Genomic DNA, 23,261 nt, shown 5'->3' on the forward strand with positions numbered 1-23,261 from the left:
AGCCTCGACCGCGAACGGAGCAGCGCCAATCCAGCGCGGCGAGAATAATTCACTCGTCAATTCTCGAGCGACGACATCGTACCCGAGAGGTGCATCAGGTGGCCCGCACATATCGGACAGTTTGACAGCATCGGACTGCCCGACGCTCATGATCGGCAGGCGGAGGGTGGTCCAGTCGAGTGCTGACTGTTGCAGCAATCGCATATGCTCCTCTCCGTCCAGGATCAGCGGAGCCATGTGGCGCATCAGCATCGCGCGCCTCGTCGCCTGCCAGCCATTTTTCTGACCGACTTCTGAATCGAGTTGCGCAGCAGAGCCGGTGGTGGTCACGATCCGCATAATGGACCGTTCGGTCATCACCGGCATCAGATTCCGCATGGCGGCAGAGCAGACGTCCATTGTCGGCAACCCTGCGGCACGAAGCGTCGAGACGACCATCGACGCTCCGTCGAGGAGTTCAGCAACAGCGGCGGGATCATGAACATCGCCATGAACCTGAGTAACTTGCACGGTTGGACCCGATATTCGACTCCTATGGATCAATGCCCGGATTTGGCACTCCTGCGCACATAGAAGATCGAGCACGCGACCACCAAGGCGCCCACTGCCGCCCAGCAGCGCAACCACGGTCATAGCCGATGGTCCTCAAGGAAGACTTCAATGGGCTGAACCAGGCGATCACCTGCCTCCTCCGCGACATTATGGCCCACATCGGCGAACTCGACGCACCTATTCTTGGGGAAAGCCTCCCGCCAGATCGGGAGCACGGGAGCAAGGCCTGGGTCTTTCATTCCCCAGAGAAGAAGCGCTGGAAGATCGGCTAGTATCGATTTCCGCGCCCCGATCCGCGCGGCCCAATCATTTTCGCCGAGGATGGCTCGTGGGAATATCCAGGTCTGCTCACGCGAAGACGGGGCCGCAAAAGGCGCGAGAAACTGAGCGTGTACGGCTCGGGTAAGGAGCGACCGGTCGCCGAAGGACCCCTTGAATACGACCCGAGTAAAGAAATTGAAGTGCCGCGTAAGCCAGCGGGCCACTTTACTACCGACGATCGCACTGAAGCGCCGCATCATGAGCCGATCACTTATGTCGAAAAACCAGCTATTGAGGGCGATAGTGCGACGAACGCGATCCGGATGCTCGACAGCCCAGCTCAGAGCGATCGGACCACCCCAATCATGTACAATCAACGTTACGTCACTGACATCGAGACCGTTTACGAAGCGGGCGAAGTTTGCCGTGTGGAACTGAGGAAGGTACGAGACACCGGACGGCTTGTCCGAAAGGCCAAAGCCGAGATGATCCAGGGCGATGCAGCGATATTGGCTGGAGATGTTATTGCTTCTCCGCATGGAAGACTCCGTCGATTTCACAGAAGACTTAACTTCACCGCCTCCCGCTGACGGATCAACGCACCAAGAGGTTCGCTCCGATGCGGCGACCTGTCCGCTCGGACTGGCAATCAACACTATCGGGAGCGCTAGAAGCTCCACATCTTACGCTCGCTGCTGTTGGTCGGGCCGCTTCGCTACAACGCTCTCCTGTCCGCGATCGACGGGATCAGCGCCAAAGAGCTGACGCAGAATTTGCGTGAACTTGAATCAGCACGGCTGATCAAGCGGGTTGCGGTAGAGGATCAGTCCGCGTATGCGCTCACCCCGCTCGGACGGGAAATAGAGGGGCCGTTTCGCGCATTGGGCATCTTCGGAGCAGCACTCGCGAGACGATGAACGTTGCTCGCCGGAGCGCATAGTACCCTGCCAGAAGCGTGGAAGACCGAGCGGCCGACTGCCCCGGAGGCGTGCTTTGCTTCGAGTGCAGACTGTGATTGGATGCAGTTAGACCGGCGGAGAGCGCGCCCGAGAGGCTGCGCCAGCAGGCCACCTGCTACGATCCTGCGCTCGCATGAGCATATTCCAGTTTGACCGCAAGCGGCTCGTGTCCATCATCCAAGTCGCTTGAACTAAGCAGTGGCAGGAGCCAGACGGGCAGCGGTCGCGGCTTCAACCTCGGCTATGAACTCCGCAACCGTTTCGCCTATGATCTCCGGGTGGTCCTCCTGGAGGTAATGAAGGCCCGATCCGAGTTTCACTAGGCGGCAGTCGTGCAGTCTGCGAGCAAATTCCTCCGCCACCTCAGGCGATACAAGCGCACCAGGATCTCCGGCAAACAATAGCTTGGGATAGGTCGAAGCCGACAAGGCTTCATGCGCTCGCTCCATTATCGCGTAGACATCGGCTGGCTCGCCTGCGATCGGCAATTCGTTCGGAAAACGCCACGTTGGTTTGCGGGAGGCAGGGGTCTGGAATGGTGAGCGATAGATCGCCATTTCCTCCTCGGTATAGACGCGGACGGTTGCTCCCGGTAGTACGCCCTCTACGAATGCATTCTCCTCCAGGATCAGCTTTTCGCCTTCGCCGGGTGTACGAAACTTGCGGAAGATTTCGCGCTCAGCCCGATCGCGCAAAAACTCCTCCCAGGTCGGGATGGGTCTTGTGAACTCCATAAAGGCCATGCCCTTGATAAAGTCAGGACGTCGGGCGGCAAGATGGAAGGCAAGCGCCGTACCCCAATCTTGCGCTACGACGTAGGCCGAGCGGATCTCCAACTTCTCTATAAAGGCGTCGAGATATCTCACATGGTCTTCGAACCGGTAGGTGATATCCGGCTTGCCGGACTGTCCGAAACCGATCAGATCCGGCGCGATACAATGACCGACATCAGCAACAAGCGGAATTATATTTCGCCAGATGAATGACGAGGTGGGATTGCCGTGGAAGAAAAGCACGGTGGGGGCGTCCGTTCGCCCCGCCTCACGAAAGGCCATTTCAGAGTCAAGGACGGGCAGTCGGGGCAGGCTGATATCAGCGTTCATCACGATCACCTTTTAAGCACAGTAGCGAAAACAATCCTTTTGAAGCGCTCCAACGGCTCTACGTCGCGGGATACCTTCATCCGCAATATTGCTCCTTCCCACGCTGCGATCAGAAACTCGGCCAAGTCATTTGGCTCGAACGCATCCGAGATTTCCCCGGACGCCTGGCCTTCGGCAATGCAGTCGGCAAAAGGAGCTGACCATTCAGGAAAGATATCACTCAGCCGCTCGCGCAGGAGATCACTCTGGGGCGCGGCCTCAAGGCTAAAGTCACCGATCAAGCAGCCTCTTTGGAAACCGTCTTCAGCCAGGCGGCCGATAATAATATCGAGATAACGGTTGATCCGTTGTGAAGGGGTTAGCCGCTTATCCCCAAGCGACTCCGCCATTGCGTCCTTCAGACTGGCAAAATACCTGTCCAGCACCTCTCTCGTGAATTCCTCTTTCGAGCGAAAGTGGTTCGTAAAGGAGCCCTGAGGTACGGCCGCTTCGGCGACGATATCGCGCACGCCTGAACCGACATATCCCTTGCGGAACATCACGGTCCGACCCGCTTCCAGAATAGCTTCACGATGAGAATGTTTTGCCATAGTTGTGATAATATGTACGAACGTATTGCTGTCAATATACGTTTTCCCGGCGCCAGGCCACGGCAGCGGTACGAACGATTACCGCGGTAGCTGAGGTGACGGGGCGCGCCCGGAAAGTCCGCCTTGCACCCTCGCTAGCGCTTTCCGTTCGAGCTTCCCGCGCTAAGCACTGAACGCTATGCTTGGTCGTGCTGTGGTGCGGAAATACCTGGCCGCTCAACTGAGGGCGCCGCGATGAAGGCGGTTGAGGGCCCGGCCTGCGAAATGACACCGCTTCGTCCATGCTTCCACGGAGAGATTTTTGGTATCCGCCTGATCGTGCATGGGAACGGCCGGTTCATTTCGTTCGCTACCTTACGATAATCGCAAGGTAGCGAACGAACTTCAATGCTCGACACGGCCGGATCCGGACGGGATCTCAGGGTGCTGGGGCCAGAAAGCTGGCTAGCTGTCTTCGACGCAAGTGCCGCGATGAGGCGGGTAACGCAGGTGAGTGACCATCCGCGATGCGGCCACGGCTTCAAGCCAGCCTCAGCGCTCGGGCGTTCCGCATCGTAGTGGCCAGGCCCGCTAGCGACTGTGATGACACGACGATATCATGGGGCGCTATCGCCACCGCTTCACGTGGTCGACCAGGGCTCGAAGCTTCGGAGCGATATTGCGCCGGCTGGGATAATAGAGAAAGAAGCCGGCAAAGGGAGGGCAATAGTCCTGAAGGAGAGGGACCAACTGTCCGGATTCGACGTAGGGTTTGAAGGTGTCCTCCATTCCGAAGGTAATGCCGCCTCCGGCACAGGCGGTGCGGATCATAAGCCACACGTCGTTGTGGTGATCTGCGGGGTCGACAGCCACATCGAACTCGCGTCCATGCTCACCGAATTCCCAGCGATAAGCGCGCTGTGTGGCGCTGGACGCCAGCCGATACAACGATGCGCGGAGAGCTCCGAAGGATGCTCGGGCCTGCCGAAACGTTCGATGTAGGACGGCGCGGCGAAAGCACCTTGGCGCTGGTCGCCCGAACCTGGAACGGCAATCATGTCTTGATCGATGACTTCACCCAATCGCACGCCCGCGTCGTAGCCTTCGTCGACGATGTCGAATTCCTCGTCCGTGACCGTCACGTCGATCCGGACGCCGGGAAAGGCTTTCGCAAAACCCGCCAGAAGCGGCCCGGAGATGAACTGCTCGGGATGGATGACACCGCCAGCCTCAACAGGTCGCTTGGTGCGCTGTCGCGATCCGCCGTTGCGTCGAGCGCCAGTCCGACTTCGGAAATAGCGGGCGCCACACGCTGATATAGTAGTTCACCAGCCTCCGTGAGGCTGACACTATGTGTCGTGCGCCGCACGAGCGCAACGCCCAGCCGATCTTCGAGACGGCGCATGGCCTGACTGACGGCTGGCCGTGTGATGCCCAAATTCTCCGCGGCTACACGAAAACTCCGCGCTTCAGCGACAGCCAGGAAAACAGAAATGCCATTCAGATCGATTGCCATTGGTTAGATCAGGTTACCAGCTTGGTCATCATTGGGCAAATTGTCCGATCTTATTCGGGCGCCTAGCTTGGATCTCACGAACTAGAACTCGAGGCCTGTCGACGGTGCATGCAGCTTCATCGCGGGTCGATAGTCCTCATCAAGCTCTCAGCAACAGGAAAAGACCGATACCATGACCATTCTTCCGACACGTCACAGGGTCGCCGGCGCGCGCCGTAGAGCTCTGATCACACTGGCATTGCTGTCGCTCGCTCTGCCGGGCACAGCCATTGCAAACGCCATGGCAACGCAGGTGCAAGCTGTGGACAGTGTGGCTATCGAGCAGCGAAACAAGGCGGTAGTCGAGGCCGCCTTCGAAAAGTGGCGCGGGGGCACCTATGTCTTCGCGGAACTCCTCGCTCCCGATGTCGTCTGGACGATCCATGGTTCCGGACCGGTCGCGGGCACCTATCGCAACCAGAAGGATTTCATCGAACAGGCATCGCGTCCGCTGACCAGCCGGCTCGCGACCCCGATCGCGCCGGAGGTGCACAACATCTTCGCCGATGGCGACACCGTCATCATCCGCTTCGACGGAACAGCGACCACGACGTCGGGCGCACCTTATCGCAATCAGTTCGTCTGGATACTCAAGATGAAGAACGGCCTTGTCGTTAATGCTGAGGCCTTTCTGGACCTCGTTGCTTATCAGCAGGTCGTCGACAACAACGCTCCACGGCCCCAATGACCGACGCCGGCGGTTCGGCAGACCAGAGCGTCTGGCGACCGATAGCCGCGCATCCGCGCGCCATCGCTTCCAAACCGAGATTTGTAGTGCTCAATGGAGCCAGATCATGCGACAGGCACTTGCAGCAATCATCACGGCCACCCTTTCATTTCAATCCATGGAACCGCAAGAGACCAATTTGGAGCCGAACCATCCCTGTGCCGGCATGTGGGTCACCGACGACAATCGTGTGCGCCATGAGCTTCTGCCGAACGGACGCTATGTCGAGGCCCGCGGCCAGCGGGAGCGAGCCCATGAGGGCCGCTACGAAGTCGAGGGGACGCATATCGAGTACTGGGACGACACGGGCTTCACTGCCGACGGCGATTTCGTCGATGCCAACACACTGCGCCATGGCGGCATGATCTTACGACGTCAGCGAGCAACGCCTTGACATACCAGTTGACAGGGGCGGAGCCCACTCAGTGCCGCCCTGTCACCGTGACCTGTCCACCTCGCGTAGGAGGTCGATGAAAGCTCGGAGTGGTGACGGAACGTGCCGGCTGCGCGGGTAATAGAGCGCCAGCCCCGATGTCGGCGGGCACCATTCATCAAGCACGGTCACCAATTGACCGGACGCCAGAAATGGCTGCGCGAAATAGTCGGGTACATAGGCGATACCGCGCCCGTCCATCGCCGCCTGGACGAGAAGATCATTGTCATCGAGGGTGAGGTTGCCGGGGACGTCGATCGCCACTTCGGCGCCGCGTTTTGAGAACTCCCAGCGATAGCGCTTCCCGCTCGGCAGACGCTGGCGGATGCAGCAGTGCGCGTAAAGGTCGTCGGGCGTATGCGGTCTTGCTCTGCTCTCGAGGTAGGATGGCGCTGCCACGGCGATGAAACGCACGTCGCCGCCGAACTTCACCGCGACCATGTCTTTCGGAACAGCTTCCAGCAAGCGGATGCCGGCATCGAAACCCTGTTCCACGATATCGACGAGCCGTCCTTCCGAAACCAAATCAAGCTCGACGTCGGGATAACGATCGAGAAAGCTTGGAACGACGTCGGCGAGCAGGATGCGAGCGCCGCTCTTGTTGGCGTTGATCCGCAGCGGACCGCTTGGGGTACCGCGTTCCTCCGATAGGGTATCGAGCGCTTGATCGAGATCCTGCAGAACCGGGTCGAGTCGTGCGAGCAGGCGGGCGCCAGCCTGGGTCAGCGACACGCTGCGCGTCGTCCGATTGAAGAGCCGTACGCCTACTTTTCCCTCCAGTCCAATGATCGCGTGGCTAAGGGCGGAGCGCGAGACGCCCATGATGTCGGCGGCTCTGCGGAAGCTCTGGTGATTGGCCACCGCGGCAAAGGCGGCAAGATCGTTCAGGCTGGGCCGTGACATTCGTGATATATCCTCACCATCTCATCTCAAATTGAAGATCTTATATCACCAATGCTGCCGAATTACATTCCGAGATGAACAGATCAGGAGTTTCTATGCCAAAGACATGGTTCATTACCGGCGCCTCCTCGGGGCTCGGTCTCGAGATGACACAACAGCTGCTTGATAAGGGACACAAGGTGGTCGCCACGGTCCGCCGTGTGGGCGCGCTGACGGAACTTGCGCAGGAATACGGCGATCGTCTCGATATCGTTGAGCTCGACCTGGTCGAGCCGGAAAGCATTGACTCCGCCGTTAAAGGAGCATTCCAACGGCACGGCCGGATAGACGTGATCGTCAGCAACGCCGGTTACGGCCTGTTCGGTGCTGCGGAAGAGCTCACGAATGAGGAGATCGACCGGCAGATCGCCACAAACCTCGTCGGCTCCATCCATCTAATCCGCGCAGCATTGCCTCTTCTTCGGAGGCAAGGCGGCGGGCGGATCGTCCAGGTTTCGTCCGAAGGTGGGCAGATCGCCTATCCGGGCTTCAGCCTCTATCACGCAACCAAGTGGGGCATCGAGGGCTTTGTCGAAGCCGTGGCTCAGGAGGTGGAGCCTTTCGGCATCGACTTCATCATCGCCGAGCCCGGGCCGACCGGCACGAATTTCGGAGTCAATCTTGTCTGCGCGACACCGATGGATGTTTACGATGACACTCCCGCCGGGGCGGTTCGCCGGGCGATTACGCAAGGCAGCTTCGAGATCAAGGGGCATGCGGCGCGAACCGTGGCCGCAATCATATCAGCCGCCGAGAGCGAGAAGCCGCAGCTGCGGCTGGCGCTGGGCAGCACAGCCTATTCGTCTATCTCAAAGGCGCTTTCCGCACGCCGGTCCGCTCTCGAGGCGCAACGGGAGGTGGCGAATTCTGCCGACCGCCAGGACTTGTGAACCGCGAGATCGGCCTGGAAACACAGATCTCATGAATAGGAAAGGAAACACCATGCGCATCCGACCAGCCATGTTGGCTCTCGCCATAAGCGTCTCGTCTTCCGCCTTCGCGCAGACAGCGGCTGAAAACCAGGTTGTAGGCACCTGGCGCATGGTGTCGGCAACCATCGATCCCGGCGGCAAGAACACCGCCGCCTATGGAAAAAAGCCCAACGGTCTTCTCGTCTTCACCCCCGACATGCACTTCGTGGAAGTCCTGACCGACGCCGATATCCCGCCCTTTGCTTCCAATGCTCGCGGTGAGGGAACGGACGATGAAAACCGCATGGCTATGTCACGCAGCATCGGGTTCTTCGGCACCTACACCGTCGATGAGAGGGGCGAATTCAGCGGCAACCGTGTCGAGGGATCGACATTCCCAAACTGGGTTGGCAGCGCGCGAACACGCGATGATCTCACGCTGGTCGTGGACGGCGACCGCATGACCGAGCAATTCCGCAGGCCGGAAGGCACCGAAATCCGGATCGAGTGGCAGCGCGTCAAATGAGGCACGAGGGGTTAATTCCTGCAAGGCCTCGACCTCCGGGCGTGCGCCGTCAGTCACTCGCCTCCCAGTCGTAGCTTCTCATATAGTCGAGAAATGCGCGCATGGCGGCGCTCGGCAGGCGACGGCTGGGGTAGTATAAAAACCAGTGTGGCAAGGTCAGACTCCAGTCGGAGAGAAGCTCCACCAGCTGCCCGGTCCGAATATAAGGCTTGGTGTAGTCATCGAAGACATGGGCGATTCCTCTGCCCGCCAGCGCAGCTTGCAATTCATTATGCGCAGAGCTGACGGTCAAACGGCCGGTCGGAGCGATTTCGATTTCCCCGTCTCCCTCGGCGAACCGCCAGGTGACGAGCGTGCCGCCAGGGAAACGACGTTTGATACAGTCGTGCTCAACGAGTTCGGGCGGCGTCTGCGGCTCTCCGCACCTCTTGATGTAGTCAGGTGAAGCAACGATTGCATAACGAAGTGCGGGTCCAAGCGGGAGCGCAATCATGTCCTGTGCCAACTGCTTGCCGAACCTAACGCCAGCATCGAAACCCTGTTCCACGATGTCGATGACGGTCGCATCGCTGATAATCTCGATCTTCACCTCGGGGTAAACATCCATGAAGTCGAACACGAGCGGGCAAAGAAAATGATCGACGGCCGGTGCCGGTGCGTTGATCCTGACGGTACCCGATGGGCTATCGCGCAGTTCATCGACCTCTGCGATGGCAAGCCGGATGTCGCTCAACGCAGGTGCCAGACGCTCAAGAAGGCGCTGTCCTGCCTCCGTCGGAAACACGCTCCTCGTCGTCCGGTTGAGGAGCCGGATACCCAGAGCCTCTTCCAGCCCATTCATCGTTTGGCTCAAGGCAGATGAAGAGACGCCGCGCTCAAGTGCTGCCGCGCGGAAGCCGCCACAGCGCACGATGGCCACGAAGACATCGAAACTGTCTAGGCGAATAGGGTCCATTGCGAAGTTTTTCTAATCAAGCTGACAACTTTATAGCAGGTTATCAGATCAATAGCGCCGTGTCATGATTGCGGAAACTAAACGCAGCCCTGTGGAAAGTCCTCTTCGTTGATAACGGCCGCGAGGAAAAGGGACTTAGCGGTGCGCCGAGAAGAAGGAACGACAGATGAATGCCTTTACCCTCAACAGACGCGCAATCATGCTGTCCGCTCTCGCAGGTGCTTCAACCATGCTCATCCCAAGCCTCCTGGGTACCTCCGGCGACGCCAAGGCCCAGGCGGCGTCTTCGGTGGCCGTCAATGCTGGCTATTACCGTTTCCGTGTCGGCGAAATCAGCGCGACGGTCTTGAGCGATGGTGTGATAGGTGGCCCGCCCCGCGTCTATGCAAGCAACGCGCCGGAAGCCGAGCTTCAAGAAGTCCTGCGGCAGGCGTTTCTTCCGACCGACCACATGACGCTCAACCTCAACACGCTGCTGATCGAAACCGGCGGCCGGCGGATTCTGATCGAGGCTGGCGCCGGCAAGACAATGGGCCCGAACGGTGGCCGCATCTTTGATAATCTGGCGGCTATCGGTCTTAGTTCCGCGGACATCGACGCCATCGTCATCTCTCATACCCACCCCGACCATGTCGGCAACTTGAGAACCACGGACGGTGGCAAGGCCTTTCCCCGCGCCACTGTCTTCGTCCCGAAGGCCGACTGGGACTTCTTCTTCCGCACCGATCCGGATCTCTCCTACATGCCCGTGCCGGAGGAATTCCGTCTGCGCTTCGCGGCAAACATCAAGAACAGCCTCGCGCCGGTCATGAACGACGTCGAGCTTTATGAAGCCGGCACCGAGATCGTGCCGGGTCTGGCGACGATCGTCGCATCCGGCCACACGCCCGGAATGGCCACCTTCCTCGTCCATTCAGGAAGCGACCAGTTGCTGCTGACGGCAGACCTTGCCTATCACCCCGTCGTCAACGTCGACAAGCCATGGCTGCCCGGGCCTGACCGCGACAAGGAAACGGCCCTTGCCTCCCGCCACCGCATCTTCGACCGCGCGGCTACCGAGCGCATGCCAGTGCTGGGCTTCCACTATCCGTTCCCCGGCCTCGGACGGATGCTAAAGACGGATGGCGGCTACGCCTGGGTACCCGCCAACTGGCAGTTCTGACGGCTGAGGAAAAGGAGAGATCGCATCGACCAGTCGAAGATCAATAGACGCGGCTTCCTCGGGACGATGGGTGCGGCGGCAACAGGGCTGGCACTGGCCACCAACGCTGCGGGGCAAACCTAGGACACGAATATGGTGCCAGCCGCCGGATCTAGTCCGGATGTGCTAACCCGCACTTTGCCGCGTACCGACGAAAGGGTCGCGGCCCTGGGCCTCGGCACCTTCCTGACCTTTGATCTGAAGCCCGGGGATGGGCGCGACGCACTCCGGCAGGTCTTCGAACGGTACGTCGCCGCAGGCGGTCGCGTCGTCGACACGTCACCTCTCTACGGTTCGGCGGAAGTTAGCGTCGGCCAGTTCATGGGCGAATTTGAGCGATCGGACGAGATGTTCCTCGCCAACAAGGTCTGGTCCACAGGAGAATATCGCGGGGACGAAAGCCACGCTGTTGAAAGCTTTCGCCAGTCGCGCGTGCGGACATGGCGTGACACGATCAATCTGATGCAATGCCACAGCATCACCAATGCGCCGGTCGTCATTCCGCGGATGAGGCATGGAAGAAGGAAGTGCTCATATGGAGACGATTCCCGGCTTTGGCTCCATCGGCACGATGCCGTGGTATCCCGGCAAGGAGAATATGTATTCTGGCCTGATCCGAGAGGCACAGGCGAACGCCGCGCAGCGCCTGCGGTACAGCCATACCGGGCCGACGCTGCGGCAGCATCCGGTCGCCGTCCTTTGCAAGGACCTCTCGGAGCTCAACATCATCCCTGTGCCGAGGCGATGACTGCACGGGACGGCCGTTAGGTTTAAACGGCGGGCCTGGTGCTCGTGCGGCAAAGCCAGGGTCGGCCAAGGGCGTCATGCCCATTACCATCGAGGACGAGATAGCCGTTTTCCAGGATGATCTTGTCGACATGCGCGGCGACGCCAGCCGATCCCCAATTCATCTCGGCGATGGAGATGTTGCCGCAATCCGTCGCCTGGCTGGCATCCGCCGACGCCCAGGCGCCGGCCACATAACAAATGCTATAAACCTGTACATGATCAGGGATCTCCCATCTCGGTTTCGGGCTTCAATTCCTTTTGGCTGAACAAGTTTGACCGTAGCCGCGCGGACTGGGCCGCGACCGATATGGCCAGAGTCTAGGACAACAGGCGGCTGTCGAAGGGATAGCATGTCAGATCTTCGTACCCGGTCTCGGTAATGAGCACCTGATCCTCGAGCTTGATGGAGAAATCGCCGCCCTCGGGGCTAACGAGGGCTTCCACACAGATGGTCATGCCCGGTTCCAGCGCGACATCGAAGGCGCCCTCGACCCATGCATCCGGATAGGGCACGAACGGCCATTCGTCGCAGAGGCCAACGCCGTGCATCTTGCAGGAGTATTTCTGTTGCCAATAGCGGTCCGCGAGCCGATGGCCTCCATGCGTTAGCTCCTTGATCGTCACGCCCGGCCTCAGCATCGCCATGTTCTCGCGGATATGGTCGACGGCGTGGTTCATGGCAGAGATCATGTTGTCGCTTGGCCGCGCATCGCCGATCCACCAGGTTCGGGAAATGTCCACGCACATGCCATAACAGCCGACGAGGTCGGTAGAGGGCATTCAATTAAGCAGCACCGAAATATCCAATGCGTCAGATATTTCGAAAGCTTTGGAACGTGTTCTTTGCTTGGACGTTTATGACGCGGTGAACGATAATTGGACGGGCGGAGATGCTGAGCGTAAGTATTGCGGTGCGAACAGGTGGAACGATTGAGCTTCAATCGGGAATTTACGACGACAAAGAAGCCGCAGTCCTCATTTCCTCGATGACAAGATCGTCTCAGGTGGAAGCTACGGATATGATCCACGAAACGCGTCGCTCAGGAATTTGTAGACGCAGAGCGGAGAATTTCGAGATTTTGACCAAAATTCTATAAGTGCGCAAAAGATTCGCGGCATTTGTAGAAGTGTCAGATCTCTGAAAAACCAGGCGCCATCGCTGTGCCATCTCAGATGTTTGGTCAACGGACTAATTTCGGTATTGACTACCGTGTCGTGACGGAATGACCTTCCACGGTGGATGGACGTATCGGCCTCTCGCTCCGTTTCCTCGTGTGATCTCCGCTCGTTGTCCATGGTCGAGATGGCGCGCCTCTGGCCTCCCTTCCTCCGCCCAAATCGGCAACATCTCCGATATCGCCTTCGCCATTGAAGCTGAAGGCGATCAGCCCGATTTCGATGATCTCGTCCTTTCTCGTATCGAGGCCGGTTGTTTCCGCGTCTGGTCGCCCAGCAACTGTTCGACCTGACATTCGATCTCTCCGGCCTTGCCGATCGCGATGAGGCCTTCAGGCTGCCGACTGGTCGCGGCGACGAGTTCGCCCATGGGACTCCCGGCAGTCCGGATTCGCGGGAGCGGGCGATAATGAAGGCACGGGAGATCTATGAGCCGGATCGGCTTATTGAGAGGCTGAAGGTGAGAAGCCGGAATTTTCAGTAGATGCGAAAACAGTCGATCTGGACTGAATAACTCACGAGCCCGCAAACCCATCAGGCAAGCGGCACACACCGGGGAAGCGTTCAGGTACCTGCTGCACGGTTAATGGCTCGAAATGACCGCTGCGCCTCGCCGGGCCGTGCCCGGCACATTGTCTTGGGAACCTTCGCGGGCTGACACGGTTAGGCTACCCCTATTGGACAGATGGAGATCGAGATGAATAAGTTCGTCATTACGATGTGCGCATCACTGTTTACGTTCGGAACGGCTCTTGCGCAAAGCAGTGTTGTTGTAACTCCGGATAGTTCAGACACCAACGCTTCGACGGTGGTCGTACCGGGGGAGGTTAAAACCTATGTCACAGGACATGACGTTCCATCCGCAACTTATGAGGGTGACGTTGTCGTCGGCACCGAACTGCCGAGTTCCGTAGAGGTGTATCCCATCCCCAGCAATAGTGATTATGCCTACACCGTCATCGGAAAACAGCGTGTCATCGTCAACCCGCACACTCACAAGATTATCGAAATCGTTAAATAACGACCGTCTAACTAACAACTGTGTCTAAGTTGGGCTTTGATGGCTCCATGAGGCGCCATTTTTCAGGATCGCGTTTGCGATTGTTAGAGCCTCCTCGCGACAGCGACGACAAGGAGCTTGTGGGGTTTGCCACGCTCTTTCAGTCGGTGGGTGACTGATCTTGGAACAGGGTTGTGATACGCAGCGGCGAGTACACCGGCTTACTGGGGCGGTACTTTAGGCTTGGCGCCATTCTGTCTCGGTTCGCGACGACGTCTATCCACGGTAGGCCTTTAAATACCAAACTGTCCAGCATGCCTTACTCGAGAAAGTCAGCGTGGCATAACGGCGAGCATCTTTTCGTGATTGCGAGAGGAGAGCATGATGCTCAAAGCCGCCGATCGCGTCGCTAAGGATGAAGCAATAACCATTCCGCAAATAGAGGCTGTTGTTGCCTTTGGATGATTCCCTCGCAAGTGCCGATGTGAAAAGTAAGCCGATTCCATTCCTCGTCTATCGGTCAAAGCGCATTTGTGAAATTGCGCATGCTTTGCGCAAAGCTGCATAAGCGCGAAACACATGCGAGGTTGGATGGACGTGACAAGTCCGCTAGCGCTAGCGGAAGGCTTGCCGCTGCTTATTGGAGCGCCCATCGAAGCAGTTAGGACCACGTTCGTCAGGTTCCTATCCGACTTCTTGGATCAGACTCTGCATCGACTGATGATGTCGTCCACACGATAGCACACAAGGAATTTTTTCTTAGTTTTCAAGCGAGCGAGCTTATTTCCGCCCACTGCCCGGAAATGACTTCTGGAACAATCCTCACGGGTCAATGCCAGCGGTTCTTGCCGTCTGAATGACGAGGTCGAGGAAAAGTTGCTGGCCAACCGTGGGCAGCCATTCCGCCCGACAGGTGACGCCTATCGGCCTGGCAGTATGCCCTAATTCGAGGGGGAGTGCCTTTAGCAGTCCTCGTGAAATCTCAGCTTGTGCTTGCAGAAAGGAAATGCAGCCTAAATGATTGGTCCGATCCAGAAGTTCGCGCATGAGGATGAGCGAACTGGACTCGACGATGCTGAGCGGTTGCCGACCAAGTCCTTCGAACATTGCGTCGAAGTGCCTTCGGATCGGAGTTCCGACCTGCCCGACGACCCATGGGAACGATGCGAGCTGCTCCGTCGTCGGCACGCCCTTTTCAAGCAGGGGGTGATCCTTGCCAGCGACGACGACGATGGTGTCTGTGAACAGCACACGCTGCTCGACATCGCCGATAGGGGGCGGATCGCGCATCGCTCCAATCAGAAAATCTATCTCCCCGCGCCGCAGACCCGTCAGGAGGTCGGCGTACGGACCCTCCAGGACATGAATTGGCGTCTTTGGTCGGAGCTTTCGGAACTCTGCGATTGCTCGTGGAAGAACAAAAGAGCGCGATAGAGGCATGGCGCCGATGACGATCTGTCCAGCTTCCTCATCGTTCGCGTCGGCCAAATCGACCTCGGCCTGCGCAAGCTCCGCAAGTGCGAGACGGGCCGCCTGGGCAAGCCCGTTCGCCGCCTTGGTCGCCACAATTCCAAAGGATGTGCGATCGAACAAAGTGCGGCCCGCTTCTTCTTCGAACTGCGTGATCGCTCTGTGCACCGTTGGTTGCGCCAGGCCGAGCCTCTTTGCCGCGAGGGTGAAGTTCTCGCACTCGCGCACTGCGATCAGGGCACGAAGCTGAGATGTGGTCGTCAACATCCGCAGGCGAGGGCTCAGTTCGTCGAGTGCGGGATCCAGATATGCAAACGCCCGCCGGACCCTCTTGGCAAGGAGGTCGCCGTGAGCCGTCGCGAAGAGCCCTGTTGGTGTTCTCGTGAACAGCTTCGTGTGAAGCTCTCGCTCGATTTTTGACAGCGCCTGCGTTACAGCCGGCTGTGACAAATGACAGGCTGCCGCGGTCTTAGTCACCGAGCTGGTGGTCACAACAGTCAGAAACACCCTCAGATGGCGAAGGTTGTGCTGGATCTGAGGTGCTGGAGACTTTCCGTTACTCAATCGAGCGTCGACCCCAAAATTGCGTCGGTCCTGGCTTGCAGAGAGTCTTCGACGGACCGTGTCACCCTTCCGCCGATTTGACGTTGCCAATCCGCCGTCGCGGTTGCCATTCGATCCGGCAGTCCGAGCTCTCTCAGTGTTGCTGCAACTTCGACCATCTCCGCAGCTCTTCTTTGACCGTGGACCATCATTCTCTCGAGGTTGTAAGTTGCTCGCTTGTTCCAGTCCAGCCCGGGATCGGAAGATTGAAGTGACGCCAGAACAGCTGCCTCGACACCGGCGCGCCTTGCAGCCAGAAAGCACTCCGCGGTCAGCGCTTCGAAGCCTTTGATCATCACTGATCTGAGCATCTTGATCGATGATGCCTGTCCGACCCTATGTCCCGCAACTGTGGCGTTCATGTTGAGGCTGGAGAGAAGGTCCAGAGCCTTGTCGGCCGACGAACCCGACAGCAAAAGCGCGGTACGGTGGCGCGCGGGATATACCGGAGCCATGACCGCGACGTCGATATAGATCCCGCCGGCCACCTCGATGACTTCTGCTGCCTTTAACTTCGTGTTGGGCGAACATGAATTGCAGTCAAGGTAGAGTGCGCCTCTTTCGAGGTTTTCCGCCGCGCCGGTTGCGGCCTGCAACGCCCTATCAGCGGTCACAAGGCTAAACACGAGCTGGCGATCAGCAAGCGCTTCAGCGGGAATCTTGGCGCACAAAACCTGAAGATCCTTACAGCGGTCCTGCAGCCCGGACAGGGTCTCGAGGTCTTCGACCTTCACGTCGAACGTGGTCACGTCCTCGAGTTCTCGGCTGCTGATCTCATCGGCTCGCCATCCGGAAACAAAAGCCTGCGCGGCTTCTCCAAATCCCACCAGACCGACCTTTGTCATGCTTATCTCTCTCGACACCTGGTTTGTTCAATGCAATGAGGCGCGGAGGCAGGACCTATCTCCGCGCCTCGGTTTCAATGGGCCGGATCCTTGACGTTCTGGATCGTCTGGAATTCGGTGTTGTAAAATTCGCCGTCGACCTTCTCAACCTTCCGCATATAGATGTTCTGGATGATGTCGTGCGTCTCCGGATCGATCGAGATCGGCCCGCGCGGGCTGTCGAGCTGCATGCCCTCGGCGGCCTTGACAAAGGTCGCACCGCTTGCGTCGCCCTTGGTCTTGTCAAGCGTCTTGTAGATCAGGTCCAACGCATCCCATGCCGCGGCCGCGACCATGTTCGGACGCATCCCGTCGTTGTTCTTCTTGAAGGCTTCGACGAACGTCTTGTTCTGCGGTGAGTCATGATTGGTGGAGTAAGGGCCTCCGGTGATAACCCCCAGCGCGGGCTCGCCCATGTCGTTCAGCAAGTCGTCATCCGTGACGTCAGCCATGGCAATGACCTTGATGCCTGACTTGTCGAGACCGCGTTCGACAAATTGTTTCATGAAGGCCGCGCCGGCGCCCGTCGGAACGAACACGAACAGGCCTTCAGGCTTTTCATCCGCAGCTCGTTGAAGGAAAGGCGCGAAATCGGGATTTGCGAGCGGAACTTTGAGCTTGGAAACGATCGTGCCGCCATTCTCCTCCAATGTCTTCGAGAACCATTCCTCGGCATCCTTGCCCGGGCCATAGTCCGATACGATCGAGACGAACTTCTTCGTACTGTTTTCGGAAGCCCATTTTCCGATGACGCTCGCGACCTGCGGGATCGTCCAGGAGGTGCGAAGCATGTACGGGGACGCCTTCATGATCGAGGAGGTGGCCGCCACCATGATCACCTGAGGGATCTTCGCACGTTTCGAAAGTTGTGCCACCGAAAGCGCCGTCGGTGTGTTGCCGAATCCGGTCAGGATCGACACCTTGTCGTTGGTGACGAGTTCCTGGGAGATGCGAAGCGCATTGTCCGGCGAGCTGGCGTCGTCCTTCACGATAAATTCAACCTTCTTGCCGCCGGCTGTGTCGCCGTGCGTGGCAACGTAAGTCTTTAGCGCTGCGTTGATCTGACGCCCATTCGATTGGAAGCCGCCCGTCATCGGAATAACGACGCCGACCTTCACCGCATCTTCGGCACGTCCGGAAACGGCGGTCGCCGCCATGATCGTGAGCATTGCAGCCGCTGTGGCAATAATGCCTTTCATGTTCATTCTCTCCTCCTTGTTGACCGGGTTATGGCCATTTTTGGCCGCACGCCGTTTGCTTGATTTCATTCGATCGGTTGCCGGAGCTGCGATCACTAGGCCGCACCGACGCCGAGAAACTTGCCCAACGTCGCCCGATCATCGGCAAGGCAAGCGCTGCTACCCGAATACGCGACGCTTCCCCGATCAAGAATGACCGCGCTATCCGTGATCGCGAGGATCTGTTGCGCATGCTGCTCGACGATAATTGCGGCAAGACCTTCTTCCCGAACGATCCGTCGAATGGCTACCAGCAGTTCCTCGACAATGATCGGCGCGAGGCCTTCAGTCGGTTCGTCGAGCAGTAGAATACGCGGATTGAGAACCAGAGCGCGGGCGATAGACAGCATCTGCTGCTCGCCGCCTGAAAGCTGATTGCCTAAATTCGAACAACGCTCCTGGAGCCGGGGGAAGAGTTCGTAGACAGCTTGCAGCGTCCATCTCCCAGGTCTCGCCACCGCGGTGATGTTTTCCTCGACGGTCAAAGAACGGAAGATCCCGCGCTCTTGTGGAACCCAGCCGACGCCAGCCTCGACCCGCCGCTCCGGGGCCATGCGCTCGATAGAGGCGCCATTAAGCCTGATCGAGCCGGACTGGTACCGGGTCAGCCCGACGATCGTGTTCAGTGTCGTCGTCTTGCCCACGCCATTGCGGCCGAGCAGTGCAAGAGCCGTTCCCTGTTCCACCGAGATGTTGACGTTGTGAAGCACTGTCGCCTTGCCGTAACCGGCGGACAGTGCATCTATCCTGAGAACTTCAGTCATGGGCACCCCCAAGATAGACTTCCTTGACGCGTTGATCCCGGGCGATCTCGTCTACACTGCCTTCCGCAAAAAGCGCGCCTGAGACAAGGACGGAAATCCTTTTGGCGAAGTTGAAGACGAGATCCATGTCGTGCTCGATCAGCAGGATAGAGACGTCCGATGGCAAGGCCGATATCCGCCTCATGACCTCCTTCCGGTCGGCTTCGGGCACACCCGCGGCGGGTTCGTCAAGCAGTAGCACGCGCGGTTTGGATGCTATCGCCAGCGCGATCTCCAGGAGGCGTTGCTTGCCGTAGGGCAGCGCCGAGCATTTTTCGTCGCCCACTCCGTCGAGGCCAAAGTCTTCGAGCAGGATTCCAATCTCCTTCTCCAATCCTTTGATTGCATGCGTTGGCCGCAGGAGGTTCCATCCGCGGCGGTCACGTTCAGCAATGACGAGCGCCAGGCTCTCAATCACGGTCAATCCTGCAAAGAGCTGGTTGATCTGGAAGGTTCGAACCAGTCCCCTTGCGACCCGTCGCTCCAGCTTTAGGCGGGTGACAACTTCTCCGTTCAGTAAGATCTCGCCACCTGATGGCTGCAAAACGCCGGTGAGCAGATTGATGAATGTCGTCTTCCCCGCACCGTTAGGGCCGATCAGTGCGTGGCGCGCGCCATGCTCCAAGCCAAAGTTGACATCTGTGGTCGCATTCAAGGCGCCGAACACCTTATTCAGACCCCTTGTTTCCAAGGCGAGCGCGGTCATGACGCTTCTCCTTTCGACGCCCGGATCGAAGATGGCGCCTTTCGCGCACCGAGGCCACGTGCTGCTATTTGTTCGATGATCTGGCGCGGCCGATCCCGGCCCACGAGAACGAAGGCGACCAGTAGGATGCCGAGCCAGAACTGCCAGTATTGCGGGGTCAAGGACGAGAGAGCGTCCTGGATCAGTTCGTAGAAGAGCGCCCCGATCAGACCGCCGTAGAGATAACCCGTTCCGCCGATGACGAGCACCATCAACCCGTCTGCCGACTTTTGAAACGAGAGGACGTCGAGCGAGATGAACTGCTGTGTCTGGGTGAAGAGTGCGCCCGCGATGCCCGCATAGGCACCCGCCAGCGTATAAATCGCAATCTGGCGAGCCTTCACCGGGATACCGACGGCTGAAGCGCGCAGCGGATTGTCGCGGATGGCCTTCAGGGAATTGCCGAAGGGCGAGGCCATCAGATAGCGGGCGAGCACGAACAGGACGAAGAGGACCGTCAGGCAATAGGCATATCCGACATGGCCATAGATGTCGAAATTGAAGGACCCGAACAGCGGATCAATCGTGATGTTTTGCAGTCCGTCGGCCCCGCCCGTCAGCCATCCGGCCTGGTTGGCGATCTCGTGGAGAACCGCGGCAACGCCGAGAGTGACCATCAGCCGCGTCAGATCGGCGCCACGCAACAGCAGGAAACTGGTCGCCAGCGCCACGGCGGCACCCGCCGCTGCCGCAACCAATAATCCGATCAGCGGCTCTCCGGTAACGTAGATCGAGAATAGGCCGCTGGCGTATGCGCCAACGCCGTAAAGCGCGGCCTGTCCGAGGGTCACGATCCCCGAGAAGCCCAGGATCAGGTCGATCGAGAGGGCGAGGAGGGCGAAGATCGTAATCTGGGTGAGGATCAGGTGTTCATCAGGCAACAGGAACCAGGATGCCACCGCAGCGATCCAGAATAGGACTTCCAGCAAAGCCCACCGGGTTTGTCGCCTCAGGCTTGCTTTGACAGCATTCGAAAGCGGACCATTGAGTTGGTGCGTCACGGACATCAGCCAGCCCTCGAGAAAAGGCCCTGGGGACGAACAACGAGAACAGCCACGAGCACGATGTAGATGATGAAGCCGCCAAGCGACGGCACGTAGTATTTACCGAGGACGTCGGCCATCCCGAGCAGGATCGAGGCGACGAGCGGTCCGGTCATGCTCGACGTTCCGCCGACAGACACCACGATCAGGAAGTAGACCATGAACTTCAGCGGGAAGGTTGGGTCGAGGCCGAGGATTTCCGCTCCAAGCGCCCCTCCCAGTCCTGCAAGGCCGGATCCGGCGGCGAAGGTCGCCGCAAAGATCGTGTTGACGCGGATGCCGACGCCGCGAGCAACCCGCTGATCGTCCACCGACGCCCTCAGCCTGCTGCCGAAGCGCGTGCGGCTGAGGACAAGCTGCAGGCAGCCTGCAAGGACGCCGCACACGAGGATCAGAAAGGCGCGATAGACGCCAATACCGACACCGAAAAAGGATACGCGTCCTTTCAGGAATTCAGGCAGATCGAGAATCTGCTGCTGCGAGCCAATCAGATAGTCGATACCGGCGACAGCGATGAAGACGATCCCGATCGAGAATAGAACCTGATCCAGGTGGGTCTTGTGGAACAGCCTTGTGTAGAGAGTCCGTTCCAGAACCAGGCCCGCGATGGCCGTGAAGATGAAGGCGATCGGCAGCGTCAGCAGAAATGGCACGCCCCAGCGGTTTGTCAGGATGACGGTGACATAGCCACCAGCCATAGCGAAGGCGCCGTGCGCCAGGTTGATGAAATTCATCAGCCCGAGGGTGACAGCCAATCCGCACGACAGGACGAACAGCAACATTCCATAGGCCAGCCCATCAAAGAGAAGGGTCAACATGCTTCCTCCCTGTGCCGCCGATATTCTCGCTTCTTCGGGTGGCACATCACGTTGCGGGCTCGACAAGACGAGCCAGTTTTAGTCGCATCAGGGTGGAGGGATCGAGCAGGGAAGGCTATTTCAAAATGGCCCGCATGATATAACAAAAAGCTATAGCGCGACCGGCGCTTTTCGATGCGAAGATTCATCTATAGCGAAAACTTATCGGATTAGCGTCACTTCCAAATTGGCAAATCGCTTTCCCCGGCGCGATATCTCCCTAACAGGAAGGAGACATCCAATGTCGGAAAAGAAGACTGCACTCGTAATCAGTGCCCATGCCGCTGATTTCGTCTGGCGCTGCGGTGGCGCGATCGCCCTACATGCTGACAAAGGATACGACGTAACGGTCGTATGCCTTTCATTCGGTGAGCGCGGTGAGTCAGCCAAGCTTTGGAAAGAAAACGGCATGACGCTGGAGAAGGTCAAGGCGGCAAGACGCCGCGAAGCGGAGAAGGCCGCGAAGACGCTTGGCGTGCATGATCTCATCAGCTTCAACCTCGGCGACTACCCGCTGCGGCTGACAGACGAGGACAAGTACCATCTCGTCGACGTTATCCGCGACGTGCAGCCCTCCTTCATGCTGAGCCATTCCCAATACGACCCTTATAACACGGACCATATGTATGCCACGCAGGTGGCCCTCGAGGCGCGCATGATCGCGCAGGCGTGGGGTCACAATCCCGGCCAGGAGGTGCTTGGCGCCCCGCAGCTCTACCTGTTCGAGCCGCACCAGACGGAGCAGATGGGCTGGAAGCCCGATGTTTTCCTTGACATAACACCAGTCTGGGAAAAGAAGCGCGCGGCTATCGAATGCATGGAAGGCCAGGAGCACCTCTGGGAATTCTATACCCGCGTCGCTCAGAACCGTGCCAACCATTTCCAGCGTAATTCCGGCGGCCAATCCGGCGGCCGTGCATCGAAATATGCGGAAGGGTTCCAGTCGATCTTTCCGCGCACGGTCGACGAGCTTTGATCGACCTAGGGAGGATGAACATGGAGCCGTGCTTCGACATCGCGCACCTGGCGCACGTCGAGATGTACACGAACAAGTTCGATGAAAGTCTCGATTTCTTTTTGCGCATTTACGGTCTGACGCTTTCGGCTCAGGACGAGAATTCGGCATATCTTCGGGCCTGGGACGATTATGAGTTCCATACCCTGAAGCTGACGCGCCACCACACGACGGGCGTTGGGCATATTGCCTATCGCGCATCCTCGCCAGAGGCGCTGACGCGCAGAGTTAAGGCGATCGAGGAGAGCGGCTTCCATATTATAGGCTGGGTGGACGGTGATCAGGGTCACGGACGGGCGTTTCGGTTCAAGGATCCGTTCGGACACGTGTTCGAGCTCTACTACGACACCGTGCGCTACCAGCCGCCGGAAGAGCAAAAGCCGGCTCTGAAGAACATTGCATCCCGATATCACGGGCAGGGATGCCATCCACGCCGCCTCGATCATCTGAACCTCCTGGCTGCAGACGTGACCGAATTCCGGCGATTCATGCAAACCTGCCTCGGCTCGAGGGTGACGGAGATGATCCAGCTCGATAACGGCCGAGTCGGTGGCTGCTGGTTCACGATCAACAACAAAGGGTACGACCTTGCCTGCACGGAAGAGCACGGCAAAGGCGACGCCCGACTCCATCATGTCACATACGCGACGGATACGCGCGAGGAAATCCTGCGGGCTGCCGATATCTTTCTGGAGAATGGCGTGCATATCGAAACCGGGCCGCACAAGCATGCGATCCAGGGAACCTTCTTCCTCTACGTCTGGGAACCTGCCGGCAACCGCGTCGAGCTTGCCAACGCCGGTGCCCGACTGATCCTTGCTCCGGATTGGGAGCCCGTCGTGTGGACGGAAGCAGAGCGCAAGAAGGGGCAGGCCTGGGGGCTAAAGACCATCGAAACATTCCACACCCACGGCACACCGCCCGTGGGGTCGAAAGGAGAATGA

24 protein-coding genes and 6 pseudogenes are annotated in these 23,261 nt (G+C 58.7%); 13 read left to right on the forward strand and 17 right to left on the reverse strand.

The features are described 5' to 3' along the window. A partial coding sequence (locus AC13RC_RS32615; RefSeq protein WP_488559651.1) for an NAD(P)H-binding protein occupies nt 1-633 on the reverse strand: 633 nt, incomplete at its 3' end. Then, on the reverse strand, nt 630-1,352 hold the full coding sequence (locus AC13RC_RS32620) for an alpha/beta fold hydrolase (RefSeq protein ID WP_488559652.1): 723 nt from the start codon (nt 1,350-1,352) through the stop codon (nt 630-632). The genes AC13RC_RS32620 and AC13RC_RS32615, both read right to left, overlap by 4 nt. Before the next feature lie 141 nt (nt 1,353-1,493). Between AC13RC_RS32620 and AC13RC_RS32625 the strand changes: the two genes are divergently transcribed. Beyond that, nucleotides 1,494-1,730, forward strand: coding sequence for a winged helix-turn-helix transcriptional regulator (locus tag AC13RC_RS32625; RefSeq protein WP_113391221.1), 237 nt, complete (start codon nt 1,494-1,496; stop codon nt 1,728-1,730). 233 nt (nt 1,731-1,963) lie between these two features. Here AC13RC_RS32625 and AC13RC_RS32630 read toward each other — a convergent pair whose 3' ends face one another. From AC13RC_RS32630 to AC13RC_RS32640, 3 genes and pseudogenes are all read right to left on the reverse strand, one after another. Beyond that, complete coding sequence (locus tag AC13RC_RS32630) at nt 1,964-2,875, reverse strand: haloalkane dehalogenase (RefSeq protein ID WP_113391250.1); 912 nt, start codon at nt 2,873-2,875, stop codon at nt 1,964-1,966. A 5-nt stretch (nt 2,876-2,880) separates the two neighbouring features. Next, nucleotides 2,881-3,465, reverse strand: coding sequence for a TetR/AcrR family transcriptional regulator (locus tag AC13RC_RS32635; protein WP_113391222.1), 585 nt, complete (start codon nt 3,463-3,465; stop codon nt 2,881-2,883). A gap of 606 nt (nt 3,466-4,071) precedes the next feature. Beyond that, nucleotides 4,072-4,960, reverse strand: a pseudogene (locus AC13RC_RS32640) (LysR family transcriptional regulator). 172 nt (nt 4,961-5,132) lie between these two features. Here AC13RC_RS32640 and AC13RC_RS32645 point away from each other — a divergent pair. Beyond that, the gene (locus AC13RC_RS32645) at nt 5,133-5,687 is read left to right on the forward strand and encodes a nuclear transport factor 2 family protein (protein ID WP_183813649.1); all 555 of its coding nucleotides are present in this window, start codon (nt 5,133-5,135) and stop codon (nt 5,685-5,687) included. Nucleotides 5,688-5,793: 106 nt separating this feature from the next. Further along, entirely contained in the window at nt 5,794-6,120 is a 327-nt protein-coding gene (locus AC13RC_RS32650; RefSeq protein WP_488559653.1) for an Atu4866 domain-containing protein, read from the forward strand. A gap of 42 nt (nt 6,121-6,162) precedes the next feature. On the opposite strand, the gene AC13RC_RS32655 is transcribed toward AC13RC_RS32650, so the two are convergent. Further along, nucleotides 6,163-7,062: a LysR family transcriptional regulator gene (locus tag AC13RC_RS32655; protein WP_113352370.1), complete on the reverse strand. Its 900-nt coding sequence runs from the start codon at nt 7,060-7,062 to the stop codon at nt 6,163-6,165. Between the two features lie 95 nt (nt 7,063-7,157). On the opposite strand from AC13RC_RS32655, the gene AC13RC_RS32660 reads away from it, so the two are divergent. Then, nucleotides 7,158-7,991: an SDR family oxidoreductase gene (locus tag AC13RC_RS32660; protein WP_113420980.1), complete on the forward strand. Its 834-nt coding sequence runs from the start codon at nt 7,158-7,160 to the stop codon at nt 7,989-7,991. Between the two features lie 52 nt (nt 7,992-8,043). Further along, the gene (locus tag AC13RC_RS32665; protein ID WP_113352372.1) at nt 8,044-8,538 is read left to right on the forward strand and encodes a lipocalin-like domain-containing protein; all 495 of its coding nucleotides are present in this window, start codon (nt 8,044-8,046) and stop codon (nt 8,536-8,538) included. Between the two features lie 49 nt (nt 8,539-8,587). Here the strand turns inward: AC13RC_RS32665 and AC13RC_RS32670 are convergent, their stop codons facing one another. Beyond that, nucleotides 8,588-9,493 carry a LysR family transcriptional regulator gene (locus AC13RC_RS32670; RefSeq protein WP_113352373.1) on the reverse strand — a complete coding sequence of 302 codons (906 nt, stop codon included), beginning with the start codon at nt 9,491-9,493 and terminating at the stop codon, nt 8,588-8,590. Nucleotides 9,494-9,659: 166 nt separating this feature from the next. On the opposite strand from AC13RC_RS32670, the gene AC13RC_RS32675 reads away from it, so the two are divergent. From AC13RC_RS32675 to AC13RC_RS32690, 4 genes and pseudogenes are all read left to right on the forward strand, one after another. Then, a complete protein-coding gene (locus AC13RC_RS32675) occupies nt 9,660-10,655 on the forward strand; it encodes an MBL fold metallo-hydrolase (RefSeq protein ID WP_488559654.1) in 996 nt (331 codons plus the stop codon). Between the two features lie 66 nt (nt 10,656-10,721). Next, entirely contained in the window at nt 10,722-10,778 is a 57-nt protein-coding gene (locus AC13RC_RS32680) for a hypothetical protein (protein WP_488559674.1), read from the forward strand. Nucleotides 10,779-10,787: 9 nt separating this feature from the next. After that, a pseudogene (locus tag AC13RC_RS32685) lies at nt 10,788-11,114 on the forward strand (aldo/keto reductase); the annotation flags it as partial. Nucleotides 11,115-11,346: 232 nt separating this feature from the next. Continuing rightward, nucleotides 11,347-11,542 (forward strand): annotated as a pseudogene (locus AC13RC_RS32690) (hypothetical protein); the annotation flags it as partial. On the opposite strand, the pseudogene AC13RC_RS32695 reads toward AC13RC_RS32690, so the two are convergent. The 3 genes and pseudogenes from AC13RC_RS32695 to AC13RC_RS32705 all read right to left on the reverse strand — a co-directional run. Continuing rightward, nucleotides 11,543-11,683: pseudogene (locus AC13RC_RS32695) on the reverse strand (ABC transporter substrate-binding protein); the annotation flags it as partial. It lies immediately after the preceding pseudogene. A gap of 118 nt (nt 11,684-11,801) precedes the next feature. Then, entirely contained in the window at nt 11,802-12,263 is a 462-nt protein-coding gene (locus AC13RC_RS32700; RefSeq protein WP_488559655.1) for a M24 family metallopeptidase, read from the reverse strand. A gap of 515 nt (nt 12,264-12,778) precedes the next feature. Further along, nucleotides 12,779-12,925: pseudogene (locus AC13RC_RS32705) on the reverse strand (exonuclease domain-containing protein); the annotation flags it as partial. Here AC13RC_RS32705 and AC13RC_RS32710 point away from each other — a divergent pair. Continuing rightward, nucleotides 12,925-13,143: pseudogene (locus AC13RC_RS32710) on the forward strand (hypothetical protein); the annotation flags it as partial. The pseudogenes AC13RC_RS32705 and AC13RC_RS32710 sit on opposite strands and share 1 nt — an antisense overlap. 213 nt (nt 13,144-13,356) lie before the next feature. After that, the gene (locus AC13RC_RS32715; RefSeq protein ID WP_488559656.1) at nt 13,357-13,680 is read left to right on the forward strand and encodes a DUF1236 domain-containing protein; all 324 of its coding nucleotides are present in this window, start codon (nt 13,357-13,359) and stop codon (nt 13,678-13,680) included. Nucleotides 13,681-14,481: 801 nt separating this feature from the next. Here AC13RC_RS32715 and AC13RC_RS32720 read toward each other — a convergent pair. The 7 genes from AC13RC_RS32720 to AC13RC_RS32750 form a co-directional block, all read right to left on the reverse strand. Beyond that, complete coding sequence (locus AC13RC_RS32720) at nt 14,482-15,693, reverse strand: LysR family transcriptional regulator (RefSeq protein ID WP_488559657.1); 1,212 nt, start codon at nt 15,691-15,693, stop codon at nt 14,482-14,484. After that, nucleotides 15,690-16,577 (reverse strand): NAD(P)-dependent oxidoreductase, encoded by an 888-nt coding sequence (locus tag AC13RC_RS32725; protein ID WP_113391234.1) that lies wholly within the window; start codon nt 16,575-16,577, stop codon nt 15,690-15,692. The genes AC13RC_RS32720 and AC13RC_RS32725 overlap by 4 nt, the downstream gene beginning before the upstream one ends. Nucleotides 16,578-16,651: 74 nt before the next feature. Further along, the gene (locus AC13RC_RS32730; RefSeq protein WP_488559658.1) at nt 16,652-17,821 is read right to left on the reverse strand and encodes an ABC transporter substrate-binding protein; all 1,170 of its coding nucleotides are present in this window, start codon (nt 17,819-17,821) and stop codon (nt 16,652-16,654) included. Between the two features lie 89 nt (nt 17,822-17,910). Continuing rightward, entirely contained in the window at nt 17,911-18,618 is a 708-nt protein-coding gene (locus AC13RC_RS32735; protein WP_113352379.1) for a branched-chain amino acid ABC transporter ATP-binding protein, read from the reverse strand. Further along, entirely contained in the window at nt 18,611-19,363 is a 753-nt protein-coding gene (locus AC13RC_RS32740; protein WP_113352380.1) for an ABC transporter ATP-binding protein, read from the reverse strand. Before AC13RC_RS32740 ends, AC13RC_RS32735 begins: the two co-directional genes overlap by 8 nt. Next, entirely contained in the window at nt 19,360-20,409 is a 1,050-nt protein-coding gene (locus AC13RC_RS32745; RefSeq protein ID WP_488559659.1) for a branched-chain amino acid ABC transporter permease, read from the reverse strand. The genes AC13RC_RS32740 and AC13RC_RS32745 overlap by 4 nt, the downstream gene beginning before the upstream one ends. Beyond that, nucleotides 20,409-21,263 carry a branched-chain amino acid ABC transporter permease gene (locus AC13RC_RS32750; protein ID WP_488559660.1) on the reverse strand — a complete coding sequence of 285 codons (855 nt, stop codon included), beginning with the start codon at nt 21,261-21,263 and terminating at the stop codon, nt 20,409-20,411. Before AC13RC_RS32750 ends, AC13RC_RS32745 begins: the two co-directional genes overlap by 1 nt. Before the next feature lie 280 nt (nt 21,264-21,543). Between AC13RC_RS32750 and AC13RC_RS32755 the strand changes: the two genes are divergently transcribed. Together AC13RC_RS32755 and AC13RC_RS32760 are read left to right on the forward strand one after the other, a co-directional pair. Continuing rightward, nucleotides 21,544-22,278 (forward strand): PIG-L deacetylase family protein, encoded by a 735-nt coding sequence (locus AC13RC_RS32755; RefSeq protein WP_113352383.1) that lies wholly within the window; start codon nt 21,544-21,546, stop codon nt 22,276-22,278. 20 nt (nt 22,279-22,298) lie between these two features. Further along, nucleotides 22,299-23,261, forward strand: coding sequence for a VOC family protein (locus AC13RC_RS32760; RefSeq protein WP_488559661.1), 963 nt, complete (start codon nt 22,299-22,301; stop codon nt 23,259-23,261).

It is taken from the genome of Martinezella sp. CNPSo 3890 (genome assembly GCF_057784455.1).

Coding starts and splice junctions, on each gene's coding strand:
- AC13RC_RS32620 (WP_488559652.1), bottom strand. CDS start 1,352: ATGCGGAGAAGCAATAACATCTCCAGCCAATATCGCTGCATCGCCCTG.
- AC13RC_RS32630 (WP_113391250.1), bottom strand. CDS start 2,875: ATGAACGCTGATATCAGCCTGCCCCGACTGCCCGTCCTTGACTCTGAA.
- AC13RC_RS32635 (WP_113391222.1), bottom strand. CDS start 3,465: ATGGCAAAACATTCTCATCGTGAAGCTATTCTGGAAGCGGGTCGGACC.
- AC13RC_RS32645 (WP_183813649.1), top strand. CDS start 5,133: ATGACCATTCTTCCGACACGTCACAGGGTCGCCGGCGCGCGCCGTAGA.
- AC13RC_RS32650 (WP_488559653.1), top strand. CDS start 5,794: ATGCGACAGGCACTTGCAGCAATCATCACGGCCACCCTTTCATTTCAA.
- AC13RC_RS32655 (WP_113352370.1), bottom strand. CDS start 7,062: ATGTCACGGCCCAGCCTGAACGATCTTGCCGCCTTTGCCGCGGTGGCC.
- AC13RC_RS32660 (WP_113420980.1), top strand. CDS start 7,158: ATGCCAAAGACATGGTTCATTACCGGCGCCTCCTCGGGGCTCGGTCTC.
- AC13RC_RS32665 (WP_113352372.1), top strand. CDS start 8,044: ATGCGCATCCGACCAGCCATGTTGGCTCTCGCCATAAGCGTCTCGTCT.
- AC13RC_RS32670 (WP_113352373.1), bottom strand. CDS start 9,493: ATGGACCCTATTCGCCTAGACAGTTTCGATGTCTTCGTGGCCATCGTG.
- AC13RC_RS32675 (WP_488559654.1), top strand. CDS start 9,660: ATGAATGCCTTTACCCTCAACAGACGCGCAATCATGCTGTCCGCTCTC.
- AC13RC_RS32700 (WP_488559655.1), bottom strand. CDS start 12,263: ATGCCCTCTACCGACCTCGTCGGCTGTTATGGCATGTGCGTGGACATT.
- AC13RC_RS32715 (WP_488559656.1), top strand. CDS start 13,357: ATGAATAAGTTCGTCATTACGATGTGCGCATCACTGTTTACGTTCGGA.
- AC13RC_RS32725 (WP_113391234.1), bottom strand. CDS start 16,577: ATGACAAAGGTCGGTCTGGTGGGATTTGGAGAAGCCGCGCAGGCTTTT.
- AC13RC_RS32730 (WP_488559658.1), bottom strand. CDS start 17,821: ATGAACATGAAAGGCATTATTGCCACAGCGGCTGCAATGCTCACGATC.
- AC13RC_RS32735 (WP_113352379.1), bottom strand. CDS start 18,618: ATGACTGAAGTTCTCAGGATAGATGCACTGTCCGCCGGTTACGGCAAG.
- AC13RC_RS32740 (WP_113352380.1), bottom strand. CDS start 19,363: ATGACCGCGCTCGCCTTGGAAACAAGGGGTCTGAATAAGGTGTTCGGC.
- AC13RC_RS32745 (WP_488559659.1), bottom strand. CDS start 20,409: ATGTCCGTGACGCACCAACTCAATGGTCCGCTTTCGAATGCTGTCAAA.
- AC13RC_RS32750 (WP_488559660.1), bottom strand. CDS start 21,263: ATGTTGACCCTTCTCTTTGATGGGCTGGCCTATGGAATGTTGCTGTTC.
- AC13RC_RS32755 (WP_113352383.1), top strand. CDS start 21,544: ATGTCGGAAAAGAAGACTGCACTCGTAATCAGTGCCCATGCCGCTGAT.
- AC13RC_RS32760 (WP_488559661.1), top strand. CDS start 22,299: ATGGAGCCGTGCTTCGACATCGCGCACCTGGCGCACGTCGAGATGTAC.